This window comes from Rathayibacter sp. AY2B7, from assembly GCF_002931635.1.
In the GTDB taxonomy this organism is placed as follows: domain Bacteria; phylum Actinomycetota; class Actinomycetes; order Actinomycetales; family Microbacteriaceae; genus Rathayibacter.
This window is the reverse complement of the sequence record NZ_PSUC01000100.1, coordinates 1-14089: the sequence shown is the minus strand read 5'-3', so window position 1 is coordinate 14089 and position 14089 is coordinate 1. Positions and strand designations below refer to the sequence as shown.

The window sequence follows — 14089 nt, the reverse complement described above, 5'->3', positions numbered from 1 at the left end:
CCCCCTCGAGGGAGCGGGCCTTCCGCGTACCGGGGGGATCAGCTCTCGCTGCCCCGGCTCTTCAGCTCGGACTCGATGCGGGCGTCCTGCTCGGGCGAGAGCTCGTGGTCCTCGTCCTCCGGGCCGGCCGTCTCGCCGACGCGGCCCTCGCCGAGGGCGTGGATCGAGGTGATCTCGTCCTCGAGCGCGGCGTCGCGGTCGTGCTCGCTCACGAGCCGGTCTCGATCTCCCCGGCGGAGACGGCCTCGGCGTACTTGCGGAGGTCCGGGCCGGGCTCGAAGTCGATGAAGCGGTCCTTGAGGCGCGCGTTCAGCTCCGCGAACACGTCCTCCCAGGGCTCGCCCTTCTTGCTCGTCGCGAGGTCGAGCACCGCCTCGCGGAGGACCCTGTCCGAGTCCTCGAGGATCTTGTCGCGGGCTTCGTCGTTCCAGCGGATGTCCTGTGCGTCCATGCTCCGACCGTAGGCGCGGGGCCGGGGCGCCCCAAGGACTTGCGGGCGGGGGGCGGGAGGCGTAGGAGCCCCCGCCGCTCCGCGCTCAGGAGAGCGCCGGCAGCACCTCGCGCTCGAACAGCTCGATGCCGGACCGGTCGTAGGCGGCGTCCGGGAAGTAGAGGATGCCGTAGTCCATCCCGCGCGACTGCATGCCGGCGAGCCGGTCGACGATCTGCGAGGGAGTGCCGACCGCGAGCGCGTCGGGGCTGCGGTACTCGGCGACGAAGGACGCCGCTCCCTCCGCGCCGAGGTACGGGACCACGCGCTCCTCGAGACGCTGCAGCGCCGCCTCGACCTCCGCCTCCGTCTCGCCGATCACGACGTTGTAGTTCGAGCTCCGGGTGATCGCCGAGAAGTCGGTGCCCAGGCGCTCGCAGTGCCCGCGGAGGACCGAGCTCTTGTGGTCGAACGCCTCCGGGGTCCCGGCGAAGTTCGTGTACTGCGCGTACTGGGCCGCGATCCGCAGCGTGACCTTCTCGCCGCCGCCGGCGACCCACAGCGGGATGCCGCCCTCCTGCAGGGGCAGCGGCCGGTTCTGCGCGCCGTCCACCTGGTAGTAGCGGCCGTCGAGGGTCGCGGACCCGGTCGTCCAGGCCTGCTGCAGGATCTGCACGCCCTCGTCGAGCCGGCCCAGCCGCTCGGCGATCGGCGGGAAGCCGTAGCCGTACGCGCGCCACTCGTGCTCGTACCAGCCGCCGCCGATGCCCATCTCGACCCTCCCGCCCGAGACGATGTCGACGGTCGTCGCGACCTTGGCGAGGTAGGCGGGGTTCCGGTAGCCCATGCAGGTGCACATCTGGCCCAGCCGCACGCGTGACGTGGTGGCGCCGAACGCGCTCATCAGCGACCACGCCTCGTGCGTCGCCTCCTCCGTCACCTGCGGGACGGTGTGGAAGTGGTCGTAGACCCAGATCGACTCCCAGGCGCCGTCGTCGGCGTGCCGGGCGAGGTCGCTCATGGTGCGCCACTGGTCGGCGGCCGGGACGCCGACGAGGTCGTGGCGCCAGCCCTGGGGGATGAAGAGTCCGAATCGCATGCCGCCGACCCTAGGGCGGCCCGCCCCCCGAGGTCGAGGGGGTCGCGGTGCTCGCGTACGCTTCCGACCGATGCTGACCTTCACAGAGGATCTCGGACTCCCCGTCCTCGCGCTGATGATCCTCGCCGCCTTCGCGGCCGGCTGGATCGACGCGGTCGTGGGCGGCGGCGGACTCCTCCAGCTCCCCGCCCTGCTCCTCGTCCCCGGGATCTCGCCCGTGCAGGCGCTCGCCACGAACAAGCTGGCCTCGATCTTCGGCACGACCACCAGCGCGATCACCTACTACCGGCGCGCGAAGCCCGATCTGCGCACCGCGCTGCCGATGGCGGCGGTCGCCCTCGCGGGCAGCTACGGAGGCGCGACGCTCGCCGGCCTCCTCCCGGCCGCGGTGTTCAAGCCGATCATCGTCGTCGCGCTGATCGTGGTCGCCGTCGTGACGATCGCGCGCCCGGCGCTGGGCAGCGTCACGGTGCTCAAGCACGCGGGCCGGCGCCACCTCGTCACGGCGGCCGTGCTGGGACTCCTGATCGGCTTCTACGACGGCCTGATCGGACCGGGCACCGGCACCTTCCTGATCATCGCCCTGATCACCGCGCTGGGCTACGACTTCCTGCTCGCCAGCGCCAAGGCGAAGATCGTCAACGTCGCGACCAACCTCGGCGCCCTGCTCTACTTCGTGCCGGGCGGGCACGTGATCTGGCTGCTGGGCCTCCTGATGGGCGCCGCCAACGTGGCGGGCGCGTACCTCGGCTCGCGGATGGCCGTCGCTCGTGGCAGCCGCTTCATCCGGGTCGCGTTCCTCGTCGTGGTCGGCGCCCTCATCCTCAAGGTCGGCTCCGACGTGTGGACCGAGAACCTGGCGCCGCTGCTGCGCTAGCGCGGGCTGCGGGACCGAGCCGCGGAACGAGGACGGGACCCCCGCCGCAGCAAGGGGTCCCGTCCTCGTTCCGATCGCTCGGCGCTCCGGCGCTCCGCTCCGCCGACCTCAGCCGAAGGGGATCGAGCCGACCAGCACGCCGACGGCGAGCATGACCAGCGAGACGACGACCGCTCGCCACAGCACCTTGCGGTGGTGGTCGCCGAGGTTCACCGCGGCGAGGGAGACGAGCAGGAGGATCGCCGGGACCAGCGGGCTCTGGAGGTGCACCGGCTGCCCGGTGATGGAGGCGCGCGCCATCTCGACCGGCGAGATGCCGTAGTTCGCCGCGCTCTCGGAGAGCACGGGGAGGATGCCGTAGTAGAACGCGTCGTTCGACATGAAGAAGGTCATCGGGATGCTGAGCACGCCGGTGATCACGGCGAGGAACGGGCCGAGCGCCGGCGGGATCACCGCGACGACCCACTCCGCCATGGCGTCGACCATGCCGGTGCCGTTGAGGACGCCGATCAGCACACCGGCCGCCAGCACCATCGACACGACGCCCACGATGCTCGGCGCGTGCTTGACGATCTCGGCCGCCTGGTCCTTCATCTTCGGGAAGTTGATCAGGAGGGCGACCGCGGAGCCGACCATGAACACGTAGGGCAGCGGCAGGATGTCGGCGACCAGCAGCGTCATCACCGCGAGGGTCAGGACCAGGTTCACCCAGATCAGCTTCGGGCGCAGCGTCTCGCGCTCGGGGTCGAGCATCGTGTCGGCCATCGCGGTGTCGGCGTCGTCGGCCTGCACGCGGGCGGCGACCGCCACCTGGGCTCCGCGCAGGGCCTGAGGGCCGCGCAGGAAGGAGAAGCGCTCCCGGGCGACGGTGCGGATGCCCCCGGTCAGCGCCGCGAGGCCGCCGGTGCGGGCGCCGCCCGAGCGGGAGGAGGAGCCGCGGCCGGCGCCGACGAGCTCCTGCTCGAGCATCGGCTCGGCCAGCGCGAGCGAGCCGAGGCGGCGGCGCTCGCCGAGCCCGAGGAACCAGGCGAAGACGAGCGTGACGGCCAGGCCCACCGCGAGCGAGGGGAGCATCGGCACGAAGATCTCGCTCGGCGAGACCTGGAGGGCCGCGGCGGCGCGCACCGTCGGTCCGCCCCAGGGGACGATGTTGAGCGTGCCGTTGGCCAGGCCCGCGACGCAGGTCAGCACGACCGGGTTCATCCCCAGGCGCAGGTAGATCGGGAGCATCGCGGCGGTGGTGACGATGAAGGTGGTCGAGCCGTCGCCGTCGAGCGAGACCGCGCCGGCGAGCAGCGCCGTGCCGAGCACGACCTTCGCCGGGTCGTCGCCGAGGGCGCGGACGATGAAGCGGATCAGCGGGTCGAAGAGCCCGACGTCGATCATGATCCCGAAGTACATGATCGCGAACATCAGCAGCGCGGCCGTGGGCGCGAGGCTGCCGATGGCCTCGAGGACCATGTCGCCGATGCCGAGGCCGGCGCCCGCGAAGAGGCCGAAGATCGTCGGCACGACGATCAGGGCGACCATCGGCGTCAGCCGCTTGGTCATGATCAGGGCCATGAAGGCCAGGATCATCGTGAAACCGAGTACTACCAACACAGCTGACTCCTTCGTCCAGTGCCTCCGCCCGCGCTCGGCGGGAGAGCCGGCCGGGAGATGGTGGAAACCCTAGGCAGCCCCGCGTCCGGCGCCGGGGTATCGCTCATTACGGCGACATCTGCGCATAGTGTGGCTTCTGCGCATTCTGCGCACGACGACGGCGAGGAGGCCCCGATGCGCTTCGCGACCCACGTCCTGGTCCTGCAGCTCGCCACGGTGTCGGCCGCCGTGCTGGTCTGCGCGGGGCTCGTCACCGCGCTCAGCGTCCAGCAGCTGCGCGGCGAGGCGGAGGGCACGGCGCTCGCCATCGCCCGCACCGTCGCCGAGGACCCCGATGTGCGCGCCGCGGTCGCCGCGTCCTCCGCCGTGCCCGGCGCTCCCGCCGCCTCGGAGCTGCGCGGCGGACCGCTCGAGGACGTCGCCGCCGCCGTCGAGCAGCGCACCGGCGCGCTCTTCGTCGTGATCACCGACGATCAGGGCATCCGCCTCGCCCACCCCGACGAGGACCGCCTCGGCGAGCGGGTCTCGACCAGCCCCGACGAAGCGCTCGCCGGGCGCGAGAGCGTCTCGTGGGGCACCGGCACGCTCGGCGAGTCGGCACGGGCCAAGGTCCCGGTCTTCGCCGCGGGGGAGCAGCGGGTCGTCGGCGAGGTCAGCATCGGCTTCGCGCGCTCCAGCGTCTTCACCGACCTGCCGACCGCGCTGCTCGGCGTCCTCGCCGCGGCGCTCGCCGGGCTGGTGCTCGCCGCCGTCGCCTCCGTCTTCATCCGCCGCCGCCTGCTGCGCCTGACGCTCGGCCTCGCTCCGGAGGAGCTCACCTCGCTCGTGCAGGACCAGGCCGCCGTGCTCGACGGAGTCGACGAGGGCGTGCTCGCGCTCGACCGCGACGGGCGCGTCGGCGTCTGCAATGCGCGGGCCGCCGCGATCCTCGGCTCCGACGACCCGACCGGCCGGGCGCTGCACGGGCGGCCGCTCGCGGAGCTCGACCTGCCCGTTCCGCTGGCCGACGCGATCGGCGCCGCGCTGGACTCCGTCGAGCCGCCCCGCCCCGGAGGCGAGGAGGGCTTCGTCGTCCGCTCCCGCATCGTCTACGTCGACATCCGCCGGGTGACCCGCGGCGACCGCGACCTGGGCGTGGTGGTGGTGCTGCGCGACCGCACCGACCTCGCCGCGCTGAGCCGGCGCCTCGACGCGGTCGGCGCGATGACCAACGCGCTCCGGGTGCAGCGGCACGAGTTCGCCAACCGCCTGCACGTGGTCGCGGGCCTGCTGGATGCGGGGCGGACCGCGTCGGCGCGCGACTACCTCGACGAGGTGCTGACCCGCGGCCCGCTCAAGTACCCGGTGCAGCACGCCGACCGGCTGCAGGAGCCGTACCTCCAGGCGCTCGTCGGGGCGAAGGGGATCGAGGCGGCCGAGCGCGGCGTGCTGCTGACGCTCGGTGAGGAGACGCTGGTGCGCGGCACCGTCGTCGAGCCGGAGGACGTCGCCACGGTGGTCGGGAACCTGGTCGACAACGCGGTGCGCGCGGCGGTCGAGGGGCGGCGCGACGTGCGCTTCGTCGAGGTCGAGCTGCTCGACGACGGCGACGCGCTCTTCGTGACGGTCGCCGACTCGGGCGACGGAGTGCTCGATCCGGACTCGCTGTTCGACCGGGCCGGCGCGGGCGACCCCGTCGAGGACGACGGTCGCGTGCACGGCCGGGGCTTCGGCCTGCCGCTGTGCCGTGAGGTGGCCGCCCGGCGCGGCGGCGAGGTCTGGCTGGCGGACGCCGGCGGAGCGGAGTCGGGGGCCGTGCTGTGCGCGCGCCTCCCCGGAGCGGTGCGGCCGCCGGAGCAGGACGGGGACGGGTCATGAGCGCGGACACGGCGCGGGAGCGCACGGTGCTGGTGGTGGACGACGACTTCCGGGTCGCGCAGCTGCACGCCGACCTGGTCGAGGCGCGGCAGGGGCTGACGGCCCTTCCTCCGGTGCACACGGCGCGCGCGGCGCGGGCGGCCGTCGCCGAGCACGCGCCCGATCTGCTCCTGCTCGACGTGCACCTGCCGGATCAGAGCGGGATCGCGCTGCTCCGCGAGCTCGACACCGACGCGTTCGTCGTGAGCGCCGCCTCCGACGGGGCGACGGTGCGGCGCGCCCTGCACGCGGGGGCGCTCGGGTACCTCATCAAGCCGTTCGAGGCGCGCCTGCTCGGCGAGCGCCTCGACGCGTACGTGCGGTTCCGGAACGTGCTGCGGGAGGACCGCGTGGCCGATCAGGAGGCGGTGGAGCGGGCGCTGCGCATCCTGCACTCGGGCGACGCGACCGCCGCGCAGCCCTCGCGCTCGGCGACCGAGCAGCTCGTCCTGGCGCGCCTGGCCGAGTCGGGCGCCGAGCTGTCGGCCCTCGAGGTGGCCGAGCGCGCCGGCATCTCGCGCGCCACCGCCCAGCGCTACCTCTCGGGTCTCGCGGGCCGCGGCCTCGTCGAGATGACCCTCAGCTACGGCACCACCGGCCGCCCGGAGCACCGCTACCGCGCCCGCTGACCCTCCGCGAGCGGAGTCCGCGCTCGAGCCGGCGGCGCGTTCTCGGCGGTCGGGACCCGCTCTCGGGGACCTGAGCGCCTAGGGGAGCTGACGCGCAGCACCGGCGTGCGGTGCTCGGTCGAGCCGAACGGGCGATCCGCGTGTCAGCGGATCCTCCTAGGCGGTCGGGACCCGCTCTCGGGAACCCGACCGCCCGTGGGAGCCGACTGCGGTGCGCCGCCCTGCGGCGCACGAGACGGCCCGTCGAACGAGCGATCCGCGTGTCAGCGGATCGTTCTAGGCGGTCGGGACCCGCTCTCCGGGACCCGACCGCCTAGGGGAGCCGACTGCGGTGCGCCGCTCCGCGGCCTTCGGTCGAGCCGAACGAGCGGTCCGCGTGTCAGCGGATCGTTCTAGGCGGTCGGGACCCGCTCTCGGGAAACCGACCGCCTAGGAGAGCCGACTGCGGTGCGCCGCTCCGCGGCGCACGAGATGACTCAGTGCGTCGCGTCGACGTCCGCGCCCGCGGCCTCGGCCACGCGGCGGCGCTCGGCGGCCTCGGCGGCCATGCGACGGCCCTTGGGGCTGACGAGGGAGGCGATCACCGTGATCACGAGGACGCCGATGATGACCGAGAGCGACAGTCCGGTGCCGATCTCGAAGACCTCCACGTGCTCGCCGTTGTTGATGAACGGCAGGTTGTTCTCGTGGAGCGCGTGCAGGATCAGCTTCACGCCGATGAAGGCGAGGATCGCGGCGAGGCCGATGCTGAGGTAGACGAGGCGGTCGAGCAGACCGTCGATGAGGAAGTACAGCTGGCGCAGGCCCAGCAGCGAGAACGCGGTCGCCGTGAAGACGAGGTACACGTCGCTGGTGAGGCCGAAGATCGCCGGCACGCTGTCGAGGGCGAACAGGATGTCCGTTCCGCCGATCGCCGCCATGACGAGGATCATCGGCGTGAGGACCTTCTTGCCGTCGATGTGCGTGTAGAACTTGTCGCCGTCGTACTGGTCGCTCGTCTTGAAGATCCGCTTGGCCAGGCGCACCATCACGTTGTCGCTGGAGTGGTCGTCGCCCGGCTTGACCAGGTTGAACGCGGTCAGCAGCAGGATCAGGCCGAAGATGTAGAAGACCCAGGCGAACGAGTTGATCAGCGCGGCGCCGAGGAAGATGAAGCCGGTGCGGGCGATCAGCGCGAAGACGATGCCGAAGAGGAGCACCTTCTGCTGGTCGGCGCGGGGCACCTTGAAGCTCGCCATGATGATGAGGAAGACGAACAGGTTGTCGACCGAGAGGGCCTTCTCGGTGATGTACCCCGCGAAGTACTCCGATCCGGGGGTCGCTCCGCCGAAGACGAGGACGCCGAGTCCGAAGAGCACGGCGATGCCGACGTAGAGCGCCGACCAGATCGACGACTCCTTCAGCGTGGGCTCGTGGGCCTTCCGGACGTGGAAGAAGAAGTCGAAGAGCAGGAGCAGGACGATGAAGACGATCGTCAGGGTCCAGATCAGGGGCGATACGGTCATGAAGGGGCTGGCCTCGCTCGTGAAGGGGGGTCGGGGGACGGTCGCGGGGGTCGCTCGTCAAGGGAAAAGGTAGCGAGGCACCGTGACGAGCAGGGTGCCCGCCGATGGATCGTGAGTATCTTCTCAGTTCTCAGCGCGTCCCTCGCGCCCAGCGGCCGGAGCGCCACACTGGTCACCATGACCGGCGCCGCTGTCGACAGGACCTTCCAGGACGCCTCCGGCGTCGTCATCCACTACCGCTGGTGGCCGCACCCCTCGCCCCGCGCGATCGTGCAGCTGGCCCACGGGGTCGGCGAGCACTCGGGGCGCTACGTCGAGCTGGCGGAGGCGCTGGTCGCCGCCGGGTACGCGGTCGCGGCGGACGACCACCGCGGGCACGGCCGGACCGGCCTCGAGCAGCACGGCGGCGACTCCTCCCGGCTCGGACTGCTGGGGCCGGGCGGCCTGCGCGCGACCGAGGCGGCGATCCTCCGGCTGACGGAGCTGCTCGCGGAGGAGAGCCCCGGCGTGCCGATCGTGCTGCTCGGCCACTCGTGGGGGTCGCTCATGGCGCAGCGGATCGTCGACCACCACTCCGGCGCCTACGCCGCGCTCGTGCTGAGCGGCACGGCCTACCGCCTCCCCGGGCACATGAACGCGGGCGACCTGGCGAAGCGGCACCGCGTCGCCGGCGGCCTCGGCCTCGAGTGGCTCTCCCGCGACCCGGAGGTCTGGCAGCGGTTCCACGACGACCCCCTCACCTTCACCACGCCGCTCGCGAAGCGGATCGGGCTGGTCGAGACCCTGCGGCTGGTCGGCCGCCCGAAGCGCGGGGCCGAGCATCCGCTGCCTCTGCTGCTGGTCGTGGGCGCCGACGACACCCTCGGCGGCGAGCGGTCGGTGCGCGCGCTCGCCCAGGCCTACCGGCGGCGGGCCGGGTACACGGACGTCTCGGTGCGGGTGTACCCGGAGGCGCGGCACGAGCTGTTCCAGGAGCTCAACCGGGCCGAGGTCACCGCCGATCTCGTGGAGTGGCTGGGTGAGCGCTTCCCCGCCCCGGCTCGCGCCTAGGCTGGCGTCATGCATGGCGAGTACAAGGTCCCCGGCGGAAAGCTCGTGGTCGTCGACCTCGACGTGGTCGACGGGAGGTTCGCCGGGTTCCGCCTGGCGGGCGACTTCTTCCTCGAGCCCGACACGGCCCTCGACGACATCGACCGGGCGGTCGTGGGCCTGCCGGCCGAGACCGACGCGAAGTCCATCGCCGCCGCCATCCGGCAGGCGCTCCCGGCCGACGCGGTCCTGCTCGGCTTCACGCCCGAGGCCGTCGCGGTCGCGATCCGCCGCTCGCTGCAGAAGGCGACCAGCTGGCGCGACTACGACTGGCGCATCGTGCACGACCGGGCCGTCCCTCCAGCGACCCACCTGGCGCTCGACGAGGTGCTGACCGCCGCGGTCGGCGAGGGCCGCCGTGAGCCGACGCTGCGGATCTGGGAGTGGGACCAGCCCGCCGTCGTCATCGGCAGCTTCCAGTCGCTCCGCAACGAGGTCGACCTCGACAACGCGGCGAAGCACGGCGTCGACGTGGTCCGCCGCATCTCGGGCGGCGGCGCGATGTTCATGGAGGCGGGCAGCGTCGTCACGTACTCGCTCTACGTCCCCGGCGACCTCGTCCAGGGGCTGACCTTCGCCGACTCCTACGCCTTCCTCGACGAGTGGGCCGTCAGCGCGCTGCAGTCGCTCGGGATCGACGCGGTCTACCAGCCGCTCAACGACATCACCTCGCCCTCGGGCAAGATCGGCGGCGCCGCGCAGAAGCGCCTGGGGTCCGGCGCCGTCCTCCACCACGTGACCATGAGCTACGACATCGACGCCGAGAAGATGGTGCAGGTGCTGCGGATCGGCCGCGAGAAGCTCTCGGACAAGGGCATCGCCTCCGCCGTGAAGCGCGTCGACCCGCTGCGCAGCCAGACCGGGCTCAGCCGCGCCGAGATCATCGAGCGGATGAAGGCGACCTTCGTGCAGCTGCACGGCGGCGAGGCGGGGACGCTGACCGAGGAGGAGTACGCGGCGGCGGAGGAGCTGGTGCGGACGAAGTACTCGACTCCGGAGTGGCTGCGGCGCGTCCCCTGACCGGCGGGTCCGGGGCGGCGGTCGCCGGCGCGTGGACCCGGAGCGGAACGCGGCGGACCGGTCCGGCGGGCTCCCCTCAGCTCGCGAGGAGCTCCTGGTAGTCCGGGTGGTCGGCGATGAACTCGGCGACGAACGGGCAGGCCGGGACGATGCGCCCGCCGAAGCGCTCGTGCGCGTCGTCGAGGGCCGCCTCGACGAGGGTCTCGCCGAGGCCCTCGTGGCGGTGCTCGGGCGCGATCTCGGTGTGGAGAAAGACCACGTCGCGGCCGCGGACGGCGTAGTCCGCGACTCCGACGGTCTCGCCGTCGAGCCAGAGCGTGTAGCGGGACGAGTCCTCGTCGTGGCGCACCTCGGAGATCATCGCGCCACTCTACGCGGAGCCTCCCCGGCACCCGTCGAGCGCGGGCGCGAGGCGCGGAGCGTGTCGCCGGGCTCGCGCGCACTGGCACAATTGCCGGGTGCCCAGGACGATCCAGATCGCGGACGGCGTCCCGGAGTCGCGGAGCGCGGTGTTCCACGCCGACAACCTCGAGGTCCTGCCGCAGCTGGCCGACGGGGCCTTCACCGTCGTCTACCTCGACCCGCCGTTCAACACGGGCCGGGCGCAGGTGCGGACCTCGACCACCTCGGTACGCTCCACCACCGGCACGATCGCCGGCTTCAAGGGGCGCAGCTACGAGCGGATCCGCGGCGACCTGCTCCGCTACGACGACCGCTTCGACGACTACTGGTCGTTCCTCGAGCCGCGGCTGGCCGAGGCGTGGCGGCTGCTCGCCGACGACGGCACCCTCTACCTCCACCTCGACTACCGCGAGGCGCACTACGCGAAGGTGCTGCTCGACGCGCTCTTCGGCCGCGAGTGCTTCCTCAACGAGATCATCTGGGCGTACGACTACGGGGCGAAGGCCACGCGACGCTGGCCGACCAAGCACGACACGATCCTCGTCTACGTGAAGGACCCGCGCGGCTACCACTTCGACTCCGCCGCCGTGGACCGCGAGCCGTACATGGCCCCGGGCCTGGTGACCCCCGAGAAGGCCGAGCGCGGCAAGCGGCCGACCGACGTGTGGTGGCACACGATCGTCTCGCCGACCGGCCGCGAGAAGACCGGGTACCCGACGCAGAAGCCGGAGGGGATCCTCCGCCGCATCGTGCAGGCGTCCAGCCGCGAGGGCGACGCCGTCCTCGACTTCTTCGCCGGCTCCGGCACGACCGGCGCCGTCGCGCACGCTCTCGGCCGCCGCTTCGTCCTCGTCGACGAGCACGCCGACGCGGTCGCCGTCATGCGCCGCCGCTTCGCCGCGCTCGACCCGGCGCCGCTCTTCCTCTGACGCGGGCCCTCGCGACTCCTCAGACGTCGCCGTCCTCGCTCGCCACCTCCCCGACTCCTGCGCACTCGTGCGGAATCGAGCGGAACCGGCGGTGAACCTGCCTCCGGGTCCACGGCTGGGTCTGCTGAACGGGGTCGAGCGATTGTCGGCGCGCCCAGAACACGGAAGTCGCGGTACTCGAGAGCGAGTACCGCGACTTCCGCGTACTCGCGGGCCGGCGTCAGCTGCTGGCGCGGATGACCAGCGACGTCGGCATCAGCGTGCGGTGCTCCACGGGGAGCCCCTCGATGCGGGCGGTCAGCAGCTCCACCATGCGGGCGCCGAGCTCGTCGGGGAGCTGGCGAACGGTGGTCAGCGCGGGGACGGCGTTCCGCGCGAAGAGGTCGTCGTCGAAGCCCACGACGGACACGTCCTCGGGGATCCGGCGGCCGGCCTCGCGGAGGGCGGCGTAGGCGCCGACCGCCATCTGGTCGTTCGCGGCGAAGACGCCGTCCAGGTCGGGGTCGCGAGCGAGGAGGCGGCGCATCGCCTCGGTGCCGCTCGCCGGCGAGAAGTCCCCCCACTCGACGAGGTCGTCGGCGAGGCCGGCGTCGGTGAGGGCGCCGCGCCAGCCGATCAGGCGGTCGACGCCCGGCGGCATGTCGGCGGGGCCCGCGATGGTGGCGATCCGGCGCCGGCCGCGCTCGATGAGGTGCGCGGTGGCGACGGCCGCCCCTTCCGTGTTGTCCACGTCGACGAAGTAGGAGCCGCGCTCGTCGGGCGAGAGCGGTCGGCCGCCGAAGACGATCGGCAGCGAGCCCGAGAGCGCCGCGTAGGAGTGGTCACCCGAGTGGTGCGAGACCACGAGCGCACCGTCGACATTGCCGCCGAGCAGGTACCGCCGCGTCTTCTCGCCGTCCGTCTCGGACGCGATCAGCATCGAGAGCGTGTAGTCCGTGTCGGCCAGGCGCATCGCGGCGCCCTGCACGATCGAGGCGAAGAACGGGTCCGCGAAGACGCGCGCGGTCGACTCCGGCACGATCAGCGCGATCGACTGCGTGCGCCGCGAGGCGAGCATCCGCGCCGCGTGATTGGGCACGTAGTCGAGCTCGCCGATCGCCTTCTCGACGGCGGCCACGATCTCGGCCGCCACCTGCGGGGCGCCGTTGACCACCCGCGAGACCGTCGCGCGCGAGACTCCGGCCCGCGCCGCGACCATCTCGAGGGTGGGGGAGCGGCCCCCGCCGCGGACGCCCGTCGGCTCGCTCACGGGTCAGTCCAGGATCGCCGCGGCGCTGCCGCCGAGCAGTCGGGAGTAGACCAGGCCCGAGTCCTTCACGATCCGCTCCTGCGTGTCGTAGTCGACGCGCACGATGCCGAAGCGCTTCTCGTAGCCCCAGGCCCACTCGTAGTTGTCGAGGAGGGACCACACGAAGTAGCCGCGGACGTCGGCGCCCTGGTCGATCGCGTCGGCGACCTTCTCGACGTGGTCGAGCACGTACTGCGTGCGGTCCGCGTCGTGCACGCGGCCGTCCTCGACGACGTCGTCGTAGGCGGCGCCGTTCTCGGTCACGTAGAGCGGAGGGAGGTTCTCGTACTCCAGGCCCAGGCGGGTCAGCAGGTAGCGCAGCCCGTCGGGGTTCACCTCCCAGTCCATCGCAGTGCGCGGCAGCCCGCGCGACGGGAAGGTGATGAACTCGGAGCCGACCCAGGGGGAGCCGACCTCGCGGTCCGTCGCCTGGGCGAAGTCGTCGGCTCCGGCCGGCAGCGGATGCGCCGAGACGTTGTCGTCGTGGTAGTGGTTCACGCCGAGGAAGTCGAGCGGGAGCGAGATGAGATCGAGGTCGCCGTCGACGATCAGCTCGTCGAGCCCGAGCCCTTCGACGTCCTCGAGCAGGTCCTCGGGGTACTCGCCGCGCAGCAGCGGGTCGAGGAAGATCCGGTTCTGGAGCGCGTCGAAGCGGCGTGCGGCGTCGAGGTCGGCCTCGTCCTCGGGGTCGTCGGGGACGGCGTTCGAGAGGTTGAGCGTGATGCCCAGGTTCTGCGCGCCGAGCTGCCGGAGCGTCGAGACGGCCAGCCCGTGGGCGAGGTGCGTGTGGTGCACGGCGGCGAGGGCCTTCTGCTGCGAGATCACGCCGGGGGCGTGCACGCCCGCCCCGTAGGAGAGCAGGGTCGAGCAGAACGGCTCGTTGAACGTCGTCCAGTGCTGCACCCGGTCGCCGAGGCTCTCGTAGACCGCCTCGGCGTAGTCCCGGAAGCGCTCGGCGGTGTCGCGGTTCGCCCAGCCGCCGGTCTCCTCGACGGCCTGCGGGAGGTCCCAGTGGTAGAGGGTGAGCCACGGCAGCACGCCGGCGCCGAGCAGCTCGTCGACCAGGCGGGAGTAGAAGTCGAGGCCCTCGGGGTTCACCGCGCGGTCGCCCGGCTTGACGCGCGCCCAGCTGACCGAGAAGCGGTAGGAGCCGAGCCCCAGCTCCTTCATCAGCCGCACGTCCGCGGGCATCCGGTGGTAGTGGTCCACCGCGACCTCGGGGGTGTCGCCCTTCGCGACCGCCGCCGCCCAGATCGAGGGCGCCGGCCACGAGGGCGGCAAGGAGGACAGCATCTGGGACGCGTTCTCCCGCGTCCCCGGAGC

14 protein-coding genes and 1 pseudogene are annotated in these 14089 nt (G+C 72.4%); 7 read left to right on the top strand and 8 right to left on the bottom strand.

Going from position 1 to position 14089, the window contains the following annotated elements:
* Positions 1–38 precede the first annotated feature (38 nt).
* From C5C27_RS18145 to C5C27_RS14135, 3 genes are all read right to left on the bottom strand, one after another.
* Positions 39–212 carry a hypothetical protein gene (locus C5C27_RS18145; RefSeq protein WP_160035225.1) on the bottom strand — a complete coding sequence of 58 codons (174 nt, stop codon included), beginning with the start codon at positions 210–212 and terminating at the stop codon, positions 39–41.
* A complete protein-coding gene (locus tag C5C27_RS14140; protein WP_068251275.1) occupies positions 209–451 on the bottom strand; it encodes a hypothetical protein in 243 nt (80 codons plus the stop codon). Before C5C27_RS14140 ends, C5C27_RS18145 begins: the two co-directional genes overlap by 4 nt.
* Before the next feature lie 85 nt (positions 452–536).
* A complete protein-coding gene (locus C5C27_RS14135; RefSeq protein ID WP_104223861.1) occupies positions 537–1529 on the bottom strand; it encodes an LLM class F420-dependent oxidoreductase in 993 nt (330 codons plus the stop codon).
* Positions 1530–1599: 70 nt separating this feature from the next.
* Here C5C27_RS14135 and C5C27_RS14130 point away from each other — a divergent pair, with 70 nt between their 5' ends.
* On the top strand, positions 1600–2406 hold the full coding sequence (locus C5C27_RS14130; protein WP_104223862.1) for a TSUP family transporter: 807 nt from the start codon (positions 1600–1602) through the stop codon (positions 2404–2406).
* 108 nt (positions 2407–2514) lie between these two features.
* On the opposite strand, the gene C5C27_RS14125 is transcribed toward C5C27_RS14130, so the two are convergent.
* Complete coding sequence (locus C5C27_RS14125) at positions 2515–3984, bottom strand: CitMHS family transporter (RefSeq protein WP_104233156.1); 1470 nt, start codon at positions 3982–3984, stop codon at positions 2515–2517.
* A gap of 198 nt (positions 3985–4182) precedes the next feature.
* Here C5C27_RS14125 and C5C27_RS14120 point away from each other — a divergent pair, with 198 nt between their 5' ends.
* Together C5C27_RS14120 and C5C27_RS14115 are read left to right on the top strand one after the other, a co-directional pair.
* On the top strand, positions 4183–5865 hold the full coding sequence (locus C5C27_RS14120) for an ATP-binding protein (protein WP_104314722.1): 1683 nt from the start codon (positions 4183–4185) through the stop codon (positions 5863–5865).
* Positions 5862–6533 carry a response regulator gene (locus tag C5C27_RS14115; protein ID WP_104314721.1) on the top strand — a complete coding sequence of 224 codons (672 nt, stop codon included), beginning with the start codon at positions 5862–5864 and terminating at the stop codon, positions 6531–6533. Before C5C27_RS14120 ends, C5C27_RS14115 begins: the two co-directional genes overlap by 4 nt.
* Before the next feature lie 476 nt (positions 6534–7009).
* On the opposite strand, the gene C5C27_RS14110 is transcribed toward C5C27_RS14115, so the two are convergent.
* The gene (locus C5C27_RS14110) at positions 7010–8038 is read right to left on the bottom strand and encodes a TerC family protein (protein ID WP_104223866.1); all 1029 of its coding nucleotides are present in this window, start codon (positions 8036–8038) and stop codon (positions 7010–7012) included.
* A gap of 177 nt (positions 8039–8215) precedes the next feature.
* Between C5C27_RS14110 and C5C27_RS14105 the strand changes: the two genes are divergently transcribed.
* Together C5C27_RS14105 and C5C27_RS14100 are read left to right on the top strand one after the other, a co-directional pair.
* Positions 8216–9088 carry an alpha/beta fold hydrolase gene (locus C5C27_RS14105; RefSeq protein ID WP_104314720.1) on the top strand — a complete coding sequence of 291 codons (873 nt, stop codon included), beginning with the start codon at positions 8216–8218 and terminating at the stop codon, positions 9086–9088.
* 9 nt (positions 9089–9097) lie between these two features.
* Positions 9098–10147, top strand: a complete 1050-nt coding sequence (locus C5C27_RS14100; protein WP_104238618.1) for a biotin/lipoate A/B protein ligase family protein — start codon at positions 9098–9100, stop codon at positions 10145–10147.
* 76 nt (positions 10148–10223) lie between these two features.
* Here the strand turns inward: C5C27_RS14100 and C5C27_RS14095 are convergent, their stop codons facing one another.
* Positions 10224–10508, bottom strand: coding sequence for a GNAT family N-acetyltransferase (locus C5C27_RS14095; RefSeq protein ID WP_104238619.1), 285 nt, complete (start codon positions 10506–10508; stop codon positions 10224–10226).
* A gap of 97 nt (positions 10509–10605) precedes the next feature.
* On the opposite strand from C5C27_RS14095, the gene C5C27_RS14090 reads away from it, so the two are divergent.
* Positions 10606–11478: a site-specific DNA-methyltransferase gene (locus tag C5C27_RS14090; RefSeq protein WP_104225160.1), complete on the top strand. Its 873-nt coding sequence runs from the start codon at positions 10606–10608 to the stop codon at positions 11476–11478.
* A gap of 220 nt (positions 11479–11698) precedes the next feature.
* On the opposite strand, the gene C5C27_RS14085 is transcribed toward C5C27_RS14090, so the two are convergent.
* Together C5C27_RS14085 and C5C27_RS14080 are read right to left on the bottom strand one after the other, a co-directional pair.
* A complete protein-coding gene (locus C5C27_RS14085) occupies positions 11699–12676 on the bottom strand; it encodes a LacI family DNA-binding transcriptional regulator (protein ID WP_104314723.1) in 978 nt (325 codons plus the stop codon).
* A gap of 54 nt (positions 12677–12730) precedes the next feature.
* Positions 12731–14008, bottom strand: a pseudogene (locus C5C27_RS14080) (GH1 family beta-glucosidase); the annotation flags it as partial.
* On the opposite strand from C5C27_RS14080, the gene C5C27_RS18615 reads away from it, so the two are divergent.
* Positions 13989–14089, top strand: a 101-nt coding sequence (locus C5C27_RS18615) for a family 1 glycosylhydrolase (protein WP_258066774.1), incomplete at its 3' end; no start/stop codon positions are given. The pseudogene C5C27_RS14080 and the gene C5C27_RS18615 overlap by 20 nt on opposite strands.

Excerpts from the sequence above, each read along its gene's own strand:
- C5C27_RS14115 (WP_104314721.1), top strand. The coding sequence starts at position 5,862 with ATGAGCGCGGACACGGCGCGGGAGCGCACGGTGCTGGTGGTGGACGAC.
- C5C27_RS14100 (WP_104238618.1), top strand. The coding sequence starts at position 9,098 with ATGCATGGCGAGTACAAGGTCCCCGGCGGAAAGCTCGTGGTCGTCGAC.
- C5C27_RS14095 (WP_104238619.1), bottom strand. The coding sequence starts at position 10,508 with ATGATCTCCGAGGTGCGCCACGACGAGGACTCGTCCCGCTACACGCTC.
- C5C27_RS14120 (WP_104314722.1), top strand. The coding sequence starts at position 4,183 with ATGCGCTTCGCGACCCACGTCCTGGTCCTGCAGCTCGCCACGGTGTCG.
- C5C27_RS14125 (WP_104233156.1), bottom strand. The coding sequence starts at position 3,984 with ATGATCCTGGCCTTCATGGCCCTGATCATGACCAAGCGGCTGACGCCG.
- C5C27_RS14130 (WP_104223862.1), top strand. The coding sequence starts at position 1,600 with ATGCTGACCTTCACAGAGGATCTCGGACTCCCCGTCCTCGCGCTGATG.
- C5C27_RS14085 (WP_104314723.1), bottom strand. The coding sequence starts at position 12,676 with ATGGTCGCGGCGCGGGCCGGAGTCTCGCGCGCGACGGTCTCGCGGGTG.
- C5C27_RS14110 (WP_104223866.1), bottom strand. The coding sequence starts at position 8,038 with ATGACCGTATCGCCCCTGATCTGGACCCTGACGATCGTCTTCATCGTC.
- C5C27_RS14135 (WP_104223861.1), bottom strand. The coding sequence starts at position 1,529 with ATGCGATTCGGACTCTTCATCCCCCAGGGCTGGCGCCACGACCTCGTC.
- C5C27_RS14140 (WP_068251275.1), bottom strand. The coding sequence starts at position 451 with ATGGACGCACAGGACATCCGCTGGAACGACGAAGCCCGCGACAAGATC.
- C5C27_RS14105 (WP_104314720.1), top strand. The coding sequence starts at position 8,216 with ATGACCGGCGCCGCTGTCGACAGGACCTTCCAGGACGCCTCCGGCGTC.